The sequence below is a fragment of the uncultured Sphingomonas sp. genome (assembly GCF_937859915.1).
GTDB lineage: Bacteria > Pseudomonadota > Alphaproteobacteria > Sphingomonadales > Sphingomonadaceae > Solisphingomonas.
In genome coordinates this window covers 1-10776 of record NZ_CALMAW010000117.1, presented here as the reverse complement: position 1 = coordinate 10776, position 10776 = coordinate 1, and the positions used below count along the sequence as shown (strand labels likewise).

At 68.5% G+C, this 10776-nt stretch carries 7 protein-coding genes; all 7 read left to right on the top strand.

Features of this window, described 5'->3' with window-relative positions:
- Nucleotides 1–1933 (top strand): efflux RND transporter permease subunit (locus Q0326_RS15260; protein WP_298692028.1); only part of this gene is annotated, 1933 nt, incomplete at its 5' end.
- A 31-nt stretch (nucleotides 1934–1964) separates the two neighbouring features.
- Nucleotides 1965–3254: a DUF445 domain-containing protein gene (locus Q0326_RS15255; RefSeq protein ID WP_298692026.1), complete on the top strand. Its 1290-nt coding sequence runs from the start codon at nucleotides 1965–1967 to the stop codon at nucleotides 3252–3254.
- Nucleotides 3255–3564: 310 nt separating this feature from the next.
- Entirely contained in the window at nucleotides 3565–6129 is a 2565-nt protein-coding gene (locus Q0326_RS15250; protein WP_298692024.1) for a TonB-dependent receptor, read from the top strand.
- A gap of 129 nt (nucleotides 6130–6258) precedes the next feature.
- A complete protein-coding gene (locus Q0326_RS15245; RefSeq protein WP_298692022.1) occupies nucleotides 6259–8097 on the top strand; it encodes a DUF885 family protein in 1839 nt (612 codons plus the stop codon).
- 239 nt (nucleotides 8098–8336) lie between these two features.
- Complete coding sequence (locus Q0326_RS15240; protein WP_298692020.1) at nucleotides 8337–8780, top strand: PDZ domain-containing protein; 444 nt, start codon at nucleotides 8337–8339, stop codon at nucleotides 8778–8780.
- On the top strand, nucleotides 8755–9441 hold the full coding sequence (locus Q0326_RS15235) for a response regulator transcription factor (RefSeq protein ID WP_298692018.1): 687 nt from the start codon (nucleotides 8755–8757) through the stop codon (nucleotides 9439–9441). Before Q0326_RS15240 ends, Q0326_RS15235 begins: the two co-directional genes overlap by 26 nt.
- 21 nt (nucleotides 9442–9462) lie before the next feature.
- The coding region (locus tag Q0326_RS15230) for a HAMP domain-containing sensor histidine kinase (RefSeq protein WP_298692016.1) at nucleotides 9463–10776 on the top strand (1314 nt) is incomplete at its 3' end.

The following is a 10776-nucleotide window of genomic DNA, read 5'->3' as shown; positions in this document are numbered from 1 at the left end:
CGAGAATATCGTGCGCCATATGCGGATGGGCAAATCCGCCTTCCAGGCCGCGATCGAAGCCGCGGACGAGATCGGCCAGGCGGTGGTCGCCACCACCTTCTCGATCGTCGCGGTGTTCCTGCCGGTCGGCCTGATGCCGGGCATCGCCGGTCAGTTCTTCAAGAATTTCGGGCTGACCGTCGTTGTCGCCGTGCTGATGAGCCTGCTCGTCGCGCGGCTGGTCACGCCGATGATCGCGGCCTATTTCCTCGAGGCGCACGGCCATCAGGACCATGGCGGCGGACCGATGTCCGATCGCTACCAGGCGCTGCTGCGCTGGACGCTCGACACGCGCCGCGCGCACGCCGCCAAGCTGCGTGGCGGCTGGGCGAGCCGGATGGCGTGGACGCGCGACCACCGCACCTGGACGATGGGCATCGCGCTCGCGGCATTCCTGCTGACGATCGCGCTGTTCGTGACGCTGCCGATGACCTTCCAGCCGCCCGAGAACGTCAATTATTCCAACCTCACGATCGACATGACGCCGGGCACGACGCTGCAGCAGACCGGCGTCGTCTCCAACCGCGTCGCGACGCTGCTGCGCCAGCAGCCCGAGGTCGCGACCGTGGTCGAATATGTCGATCCGGCGCAATCGACGATCGCGATGTCGCTCAACAAGGATCGCGCGGTGACCAGCACCGAGTTCGAGCGGCGGCTCGCACCCCAGCTCAACCGCATTGCCGACGCGCGTGTGACGTTCGAATCGCAGAATGGCGGCAATGACAGCAGCCGCGACATCGCGGTGATGCTCGCCGGAGACGATCCCGACGCGCTGATGCGCGCCGCCAACGCGGTGGTCGAGCAGGCCAAGGCGCTGCCGGGCATCCGCGCGCCGCGCGTCGAGGGTGCGCTGCCCAAACCCGAGATCACGATCAAGCCGCGGCTCGATCTTGCCGCCGATCTGGGCGTCACCACCGCCGCGCTGTCCGAGACGATCCGCATCGCGACGCTGGGCGACATCGACCAGAACGCCGCCAAATTCTCGCTGTCGGATCGCCAGATTCCGATCCGGGTCGCGCTCGACCAGAATAGCCGTTCGAATATCTCGACGATCCAGAACCTGCCGGTGCCGACGGCGAACGGGGGCACCGTGCCGCTGCGCGTCGTCGCCGACATCGGTTTCGGCGACGGCCCCTCCGAGATCAAGCGCTTCAACCAGGAGCGTCGCGTCGTGATCTCCGCCGATCTTGCCCCCGGCGCGATCGACAACACGCAGCGCCAGCTGATCCTCAACCTGCCCGCGATGAAGAATCTGCCCACCGGCGTGCACTACAGCCAGTCGGGCAACGCCAAGTGGCAGGCCGAGATGGTGACCAACTTCATCATCGCGCTGTTCGCGGGCATCCTGCTCGTGTTCGCGGTGCTGGTGCTGCTCTATCGCCGCGTCGTGCCGCCGATGATCAACCTCGGCTCGCTGCTGCTGGCGCCGCTGGGCGGCGTGATCGCGCTGCATCTGTGCGGGATGGCGGTGTCGCTGCCGGTGCTGATCGGGCTGCTGATGCTGCTCGGCATCGTCGCGAAGAACTCGATCCTGCTGATCGACTTCGCGATCGAGGAGATGCGCCGCGGAGTCGATCGCGACGCGGCGATCCTCGAGGCCGGGCACAAGCGCGCACAGCCGATCGTGATGACCACGGTCGCGATGATCGCGGGCATGCTGCCGACCGCACTCGCGCTGGGCGGCGACGGGTCGTTCAACCAGCCGATGGCGGTGATGGTGATCGGCGGGCTGCTGCTCTCGACGGTTCTGACGCTAGTAATCGTGCCGGCGGGCTTCAGCCTCGCCGACGGGCTCGAGCGCCGCGCCGGACCGATCATCGGCCGGCTGCTGCTCGCGCGCGACCGCGGCACGCCGATGGGCCGCCCCGCAACGGCTCCGCACGCGGCGGAATGAACCTTCGGCGGGTTCGCGGCATTGGAGGGGGATGACCCTTTCGCCGCCGAACCGACCGACCGCCACCCCCGAGGCCGCCCCCCCGAGCTCCGGCGGACCGGCGACGATGCGCCGCGTCGCCACCGGCCTGCTGATCGTCATGGCCGCGGTCTATGTCGGCGCGCGGATCGGTGAGCCCCAGGCCCCCTGGCTGGGCTATGTCCGCGCCTTCGCCGAGGCGGCGATGGTCGGCGGCCTCGCCGACTGGTTCGCGGTGACCGCGCTGTTCCGTCATCCGCTGGGGTTGCCGATCCCGCACACCGCGATCATCCCGCGCAACAAAGATCGCATCGGCGACAATCTGGCGAGTTTCCTGCGGCAGAATTTCCTGACCCCCTCGGTAATCGCGCGGCGGATGCGGCGGCTCGATCTTGCCGGCGCGGCGGGCCGCTTCCTTGCCGCACCGTCCGACCAGACGGAGCGCGCCGGCCGGCTGCGGCTTGGCGCCTCGCGGCTGATCGCCGATCTGGTCGCCGCCCTCGATGCCGAACGGCTCGGCGGCATGGTCCGCGCGGCGGTCGCCCAGCGGCTGATCGCCCTCAACGTCGCGCCGATCCTGGGCCAGGCGCTCGAAGCGGCGATCGACCGCGATCGCCATGTCCCGATCCTCGATGGCGCGATCGACTGGCTCGGTCGCACGCTGGTCGCCAATGAGGACACGCTCCGGTCGATGATCTCGTCCAAGGCGGGCTCGGTGATGCGCTGGACGGGGCTCGACGAGACGCTGTCGAACAAGATCCTCGATGGGCTCTACCGGCTGATCGAGGAGGTCGGCGGCGATCCGCACCACCCGCTGCGCGACAAGGCGGAAGAAGGGCTTGCCGACTTCGCCCGGCGGTTGCGCGACGATCCCGACCTCCAGCGCCGGGTCAATGCGTTCAAGGACGAGATCGTCGCCAGCCCCGCGGTCGCCAACTGGCTCGACGGGCTGTGGGGCCAGGCGCGCGCGGCGCTGCTGCGCGGCGCCCGCGATCCCAGCGCGGCGATGGCCGGCAGGCTGGGCGAGACGCTGCGCCAGCTCGGCACGACCCTGCAGACGGAGCCCGCGCTCGCGCGCGCGATCAACCTGTTCGCGCGGCGCGCGACGGTGGGCATCGCCGCCGCCTATGGTGACGGCATCGTGCGCCTGGTGTCCGACACGGTGCGCGGTTGGGATGCCAAGACGCTCACTGGCCGGCTCGAACAGGCGGTCGGCCGCGATCTCCAATATATCCGCGTCAACGGCACGCTGGTCGGCGGGCTGGTCGGGCTCGCCATCCACCTGGTCGACATCTGGCTGTAGCGTCAGCGCTTCGTCGTCAAGGCGGACCGCTCATTCGAAACTCGGTTTTTATTTAAAACCCGACCGCGGCGAGCGATCCGGTTTTTGATCCTATGCTGCTCAGTTATGCCGCACAGCGGCACGGGCCGGTTGCGTGTCGTCAATACACACCGACACCAATTTCGCCATACCGTATCTTCAATTCGGCTTGACGCCCCCGCAAAGCTTGATCATCCTTTCCCCATAACAGCGAACCCGCACCGAAGTATCGGGCGGGACGGATCGAGGCGCCGGCGGTGTCATCGGACGGAGCGAAAACAGGGAGGATGCCATGACAGCCAAGAACCCACTGCGCGCCGCCGCGTCCGGCGCCGCACTCGTCCTCGCGCTGCAGGCCTCGGCCGTGTCGGCGCAGTCGGCCGCCAGTCCCGCGCCTGCCGCCCAGCCCTCCCCCGCGCCGATCCCGTCGTCAGATGCGCCGCGCAGCGTCGACGAGATCGTCGTCACCGCGCAGAAGCGTACCGAGAATCTGCAGAACGTCCCGATCGTGGTGACCACGGTCAGCCGTCAGCTGCTCCAGGATACCGGCGTCAAGGACATCAAGGACCTCGCGCTGCTCGCCCCCGGGCTGCTCGTCACCTCGACCAGCAGCGAGGCGTCGACCACCGCGCGCATCCGCGGCATCGGCACCGTCGGCGACAATGCCGGGCTCGAATCGTCCGTCGGCGTGGTGATCGACGGCGTCTACCGCCCGCGCAACGGCGTCGGCTTCGGCGATCTCGGCGACGTCGAGCGGATCGAGGTGCTCAAGGGCCCGCAGGGCACGCTGTTCGGCAAGTCGGCGACCGCGGGGGTGATCAACATCATCACCGCCGCACCCAAGGACACGTTCGGCCTGAGCGCCGAGACCGAGATCGGCAATTATGGCGCGGTCGGCGGATCGGCCGAGGTGACCGGCCCGATCAGCGACACGCTGTCCGCCAGCCTGTATGGCGCGGTGCGCCAGCGCGATGGCTATTTCGACGTCAACACCGGTCAGGGTCCGCGCGAATCACACAGCGACACCGACCGCAATTTCTACACGATCCGCGGTCAATTGCTGTTCCGCCCAAGCGACCGGCTCCGCATCCGTGCGATCGGGGACTATTCCGCGCGCAATGAAGAATGCTGCATCGCGGTCATCACCCGCGCGAGCCAGGCGCCGGCGCCGAACCTCGCCAACGCCCTCGTCGCCGCGCTCGGCGGCAATGACGGCAACCCCGCCACGCCCTATGCGCGCAACGCCTATGCCAACCAGCCCGACGGCCAGCGTATCCGCGACGGCGGCGGATCGGTGCAGGCCGACTGGGACGTCGGCCCGGGCACGCTCACCTCGATCACCGCCTATCGCGACTGGAAGACGACGGGTGGTTTTGATGCCGACTTCTCGACCGCCGACATCGACTATCTGCCCGACAACAACAGTAATTCGACTCGCTTCCGCACGTTCAGCCAGGAGCTTCGCTACGGCGGCACCGTCGGCAAGCTCGATTTCACCGTCGGCGGCTTCTACGCGCACGAAAAGCTCGACCAGAATACGAGCATCCTCGTCGGCCGAGATTTCACCCCCTATCTGAGCCTGCTCTTCTCCGAATTGGTCGAGGGTCGGCCCGATCCGACCTTCCTGCGCACCGGCCTCACCTTCCCGTTCGTCGGTGGCGTCAACTATGTCGCGGGGTCGGGCTCGGTCGACCGCTACCGGCAGACCGACGACACCTATGCGCTCTTCACCAACGAGACGCTGCACTTCTCGGACAAGCTCAGTCTCAATCTCGGCGGCCGCTATTCGATCGACGTCAAGGATCTCAACCAGTTCAGCACCAATATCGGCGGCGGGGCGGGATGCGCGCGGTCGAACGCCGCGTTCGGCATCCTCAACGCGGTCAACCCGGCCGCGGCGTCGCAGCTGGCCGCGGTCGACGCGACCACCTGCCTGCCCTTCCTCAGCCCGGGCTACAATAATTTCACCAACCAGCAGCGGGAGCGCGAGCATGTGCCGACCGGCACCGCCAAGCTCGTCTACCGCGTCGATCCGCAGCTGCTGCTCTATGCCTCCTATGCGCGCGGCTACAAAGCGGGCGGCTTCAACCTCGACCGCGTCGAATGCCAGGTCGGCGATCCCGGCTGCGCGGTGGGTAGTGCCGCAGTGAACACGCCGATCCGCGACACGCGTTTCGCCGCCGAGACCAACGACGCCTTCGAGATCGGCGAGAAGGCGACGCTGCTCGACCGCAAGCTGCTGTTCAACGTCGCGCTGTTCTACCAGAAATATCACGACTTCCAGCTCAACACCTTCAACGGGCTGGTGTTCGTGGTCGATTCGATCCCGCAGGTGATCAGCAAGGGGATCGACACTGATTTCGTCTGGTTCGCGACCCCGCATCTGAGCTTTCAGGGCGGCATCACCATCGCCGACACGCGCTATCACCTGACCGCGCCGCAGCTCGCCGACCTTGTCCACCGCACCGACTTCCAGGGCGGCCGCCATTCGCGGCTGTCGCTGGCGCCGCTCTATTCGGCGTCGCTGTCGGGCACCTACACCCAGCCGGTCGGCGAGACCTACAAGGCGTTCCTCAACGTCGGCGCCAAATATTCGTCCAAATACAACACCGGCTCCGATCTCGATCCCGGCAAAGCGCAGAAGGGCTATGTGCTCGCCAACGCGCGGATCGGCTTCGGCCCCAAGAACGGCCGCTGGAGCGCGGAGGTCTGGTCCGAGAACATCCTCAACACCAATTACAAGCAAGTCGCGTTCGACTCGGGCTTCCAGAACGTGCCGACCAACGCCACCGGCGTGCTCGACGCCTTCCTCGGCGCCCCGCGGACCTTCGGCGGCACGCTGCGCTACCGCTATTGAGGCGCTCTCCCCTCCCCTGAGGGGGAGGGGGTTATTGCACCAGATCGATAACCGACCGATTTGCCTTGCCCTCGTCTCCCCGAGTCGCGATCGTCTCCGCTTATCCCGCTGATATCCGAAGAGGTCTCCATGCTCGATCGCCGCGCCTTCCTGTTGTCATCGGCCGCTGGCGTGGCGTGCGCCGCAGGGCCGGCCTGGGCGTTCGCGGCTGCGCCGGGCGACACGACGGCGATGGCCGGCCGCTCGCCCAAGCTCGCCGCGCTGTTCGACGCCTTCTTCCAGGAGGGGCTGCAGCTTCACCCCGAGGGCGCGACGCAGCTCGGGCTCGACAAGGGCGCCAACGCCGCGCTGCGCAGTCGGCTGAGCGACGCGTCGGACGCCGGCCGCGCCGCCGCCCGGGCGCAGACCGCCGACCAGCTCGCGCGCCTCAAGGCGATCGATCCGGCGACGCTCTCGGCTGCCGACCGGCTCGATTACGACGTCGTGCTCTACACGCGCCAGTCGAGCGCGGCGGTCGAGGCGTTCGACCTCGGCGGCAGCGGCTATGGCCCGTCGCCCTACATCGTCAGTCAGAACACCGGCGCCTATCAGAGCGTCCCCGACTTCCTCGACACCAAGCACCGGATCGAGACCGCGGCCGATGCCGACGCCTATCTGGCGCGGCTGACCGCCTTCGGTGGGCAGCTCGATGCCGAGACCGATCGCATGCGCCACGATGCCGGGCTCGGCATGGTCCCGCCCGACTTCATCCTCGACCTGACGCTCGCGCAGATGGACAAGCTGCGCGCCCCCGCCGACCAGGCGCTGGTGGTGACCTCGATCGCCAAGCGCGCCGCCGCCAAGGGCCTCGGCGCGCATTATGGCGCTGACGCCGCCAAGATCTACGACGCCCACGTCCTGCCCGCGCTCGACCGCCAGATCGCCGCCGCGCACGCGCTGCGCGCCAAGGCCTCGCACGATGCCGGCCTGTCGACGCGGCCGCAGGGCGCCGCCTTCTACGAGGTCGCGCTGCACAATACGACGACGACCAAGCTCAGCCCGGCCGAGGTTCACCGCTTCGGGCTCGACCAGGCGAAGATGATCTCGGCACGGCTCGACGGGCTGCTCAAGGCACAGGGTTTCAGCAGCGGCACGATCGGTCAGCGCATGGCCGCGCTCTACAAGGATCCGCGCCAGCTCTATCCCAACACCGATGCCGGCAAGGCGCAGGCGATCGGCTATTGCAACGCCCGCCTGGCCGCGATCCGCACCAAGCTGCCCGGCTATTTCAAGCGCCTGCCGCCCTATCAGTTCGAGGTGCGACGCGTGCCGGTGCAAACCGAGGCGGGCGCGGCCTCGGCCTTCTCGCAGGGGCCCGCGCTCGACGGGTCGCGCCCCGGCCTGGTCTATTTCAACCTCCACGACAGCGCCGAATGGCCGCGCTTCTGCCTCGCCACCACCGTCTTCCACGAAGGCCTGCCCGGCCACCAGCTCGAGGGCGGGCTGGCGCTGTCCAACACCGGGCTGCCAATCATCCGCAAGACCGGCGGCTTCTCGGGCTATGGCGAGGGTTGGGCGCTCTATGCCGAACAGCTCGCCGACGAGATGGGCATGTATGACGACGATCCGCTCGGGCGGCTCGGCTATCTCAAATTCCAGCTGTTCCGCGCCAATCGCTGCGTCGTCGACACCGGCATCCACAATCTCGGCTGGAGCCGCGAGAAGGCGGTCGCCTATTTCATCGAGCAGGACGGCGAGGCGCCGGGCTTCGCCGCGCGCGAGGTCGAGCGCTATTGTTCGACGCCGGGGCAGGCGTGCAGCTACAAGCTCGGCCATTCGGTGTTCACCGGGCTGCGCGACAAGGCCAAGGCCAAGATGGGCGCCAACTTTCGCATCCAGGATTTTCATGAGGCGGTGCTGGGTTCGGGCCGCGTCCCGCTCGACATTCTGCAACAGGTTGGCGACCGCTGGATCGCCGCGACCACGTAACAGACACGGCGCTGTTTCCCGGCGAACGCCGGAACCCGGAGTTCCAGGCGCAACGCTAGGCATCCCGGGGCACGGCAGCGCCGATCGTCCATGCGCGTCGCGCAGGAGGGGAAGGCGGTTCGCGATCCGCTAACGGTGGGCTGCTGGCGCGATCGGGCCGGATGAACAAACGGTCATCCCCTCCTCATAGCGTCGCAAGCGGTGAAGCGCGACAAGGTGCCATGGATGGGTATCGGCGCGTGAGGGCGGCAGGCGCCGGGCGGGGACCCGCGATCGGCATCGTCGCCGTCATCGTGGCGGTGGCGCTCGTCGTGCTCGCCGCCGAACATGGCAGCTTCAGCCGGTTCGCGCGGGGCGGCGGCATCGTGCCGGTCATCCCCGGCGTCACCGTCGGCGACGGCGGCGATCGCATGCCGGTTGTCACCAGCGTGCGATCGGACGGCGCCGCCGAGCGCGCCGGCATCGAAGTCGGCGACGAGATCGTCGCGATCGACGGCCGCGAAGTCCAGAATGTCGCAGCGCTGCACGACGCGATGCGTGCCGATCATGGCGACCGGCGGCTGGCGCTTCATATTCGGCGGGGAGATGCGCTATGGACGGTCGCGATCGACCGTGCCGAACCCTCGGCCGACGGCCTGACCAGGACGGGACCCGCGCATGTCGCAGAAAATTCTGCTGATTGAGGACGATCAGCAGACCGCCAACTACATCGTCAAGGGCCTCGGCGAGGAGGGCATGACCGTCGACCATGCCGCCAATGGTCGCGACGGGCTCTTCCATGCCACCGACGGCGGCTATGATGCGATCATCCTCGATCGCATGCTGCCGGGGATGGACGGCATGGCGGTGCTGGGCGCCTTGCGCGCCGGCGGCATTCATACGCCGGTGCTGATGCTATCCGCACTCGCCGCGGTCGACGACCGCGTCGCGGGGCTCACCGCCGGGTCGGACGACTATCTGACCAAGCCCTTCGCCTTCGCCGAGCTGCTCGCCCGGCTCAAGCTGATGCTGCGGCGGGGCGGCGGCGGCGCGCAGCCCAAGACGCAGCTGGCCTGCGGCGATCTCGAAATGGACCTGCTGTCCCGCAAGGTGAAGCGCGGAGCGCGCGCGATCGACCTGCAGCCGCGCGAATTCCGGCTGCTCGAATATCTCCTGCGCCACAAGGAGCAGGTGGTCACCCGCACCATGCTGCTCGAGGGCGTGTGGGACTATCATTTCGATCCCGGCACCAACGTCATCGACGTCCATGTCAGCCGGCTGCGCCGCAAGATCGACGACGGCGAGGGCGCGACGCTGATCCACACCGTGCGCGGCGCGGGCTATCGGCTCGGCACCGAGGTGTGATCGACGGGGCGGCGCGCTGACATGCGGGTCCCTGCCCGCCTGCGTTCGTCGACCTTCCGCTTCTTCGCGCTGGTGTTCATCCTCCAGCTGATCTCGGGCACGTCGCTGCTGCTGTTCGTGCGGCACACGCTCGGCGACGAGCTCGAGCGCAATTCGCGCACGCTGGTCACCGCACTGCGCGACGATCTCGTCGCCGACTATGCGCAGGAAGGCTCGCGCGGCCTGCGCGAGCTGATCGCGGCGCGGATCTCGGGGGCGGGCTCGCACGATGCCGCGGTGCTGCTCGACGATCCGGTCGGCAACCACCTCGCCGGCAATATCGAGGACTGGCCGCCGCCGATCCCGTTCAATTCGGGCTGGCAGGTGGTGACGCTCTACCGCGTCGGCCGGGCGCGGCCCGAGCAGATGGGCGTGATCGCGACCAAGCTGCCCGACAACACGCATCTGCTCGTCGGCCATGTCATCGAGGACGATCTGCGCGTCCGCCGCCAGACCGGCGAGGCGATGATCGCCGCGCTGCTGCTCGCGGTGCCGCTCGCGCTGCTCGGCGCGATCGTCGCGACGCGGGTGATTACGGTGCGCGTCGAGCGCATCGCCGAGACCGCCAGGCGGGTCGGCATGGGCGAGCTGTCGCTGCGCGTCCCCGTCGAGCCCGGGGTGCGCGACGCCTTCGCCGACCTGTCGGGAACGATCAACCTGATGCTCGGGCGGATCGAGACCCTCGTCACCGAGCTGCGCGTCGTCACCGACTCGCTCGCGCATGATCTGCGCTCGCCGCTCACCCGCCTGTCGGCGACCATAGACCGCGCCAGCCGCGAGACCGACGACGAGGTGGCGCTGTCGGCACTCGAGCGTGTCGGCTCGGAGGCGGAGACGCTGCTGGCGATGCTGACCACCGCCTTGCAGATCAGCCGCACCGAGGCGGGGATCGGCCGCGACCGCTTCGTCGAAACCGACCTCGGCGAGATGATCGGGGATCTCGCCGAGGTCTACGGACCGCTGGCCGAGGAACGCGGCTTCACCCTGTCGGCAGCGGGCGGCGCGCACGCGGTCGTGCACCGCGAGATGGTGGGACAGGCGCTCGCCAATCTCGTCGACAATGCGATGAAATACGGTCGGCCCGGCGGTGCGATCCGCCTGTCGGTCGCCGAGGCCACAGCGGCGATCACCCTCGCGGTCGACGACGACGGGCCCGGCATCCCGGTCGACCAGCGCGGCCGTGACCGCGGCCGGCGTGCCGGTCACGGAATAGACCCCCGGCGTCGCGGTCGCGACGATGCCCGGGCCGGACAGCGTGCCGTTGGCGGCGCCGGAGCCGCCGGCGCCCAGCAGGGT

What these genes read in the sequence shown, in the direction of transcription:
- Q0326_RS15255 (WP_298692026.1), top strand. Translation starts at nt 1,965, where the DNA reads ATGACCCTTTCGCCGCCGAACCGACCGACCGCCACCCCCGAGGCCGCC.
- Q0326_RS15250 (WP_298692024.1), top strand. Translation starts at nt 3,565, where the DNA reads ATGACAGCCAAGAACCCACTGCGCGCCGCCGCGTCCGGCGCCGCACTC.
- Q0326_RS15245 (WP_298692022.1), top strand. Translation starts at nt 6,259, where the DNA reads ATGCTCGATCGCCGCGCCTTCCTGTTGTCATCGGCCGCTGGCGTGGCG.
- Q0326_RS15235 (WP_298692018.1), top strand. Translation starts at nt 8,755, where the DNA reads ATGTCGCAGAAAATTCTGCTGATTGAGGACGATCAGCAGACCGCCAAC.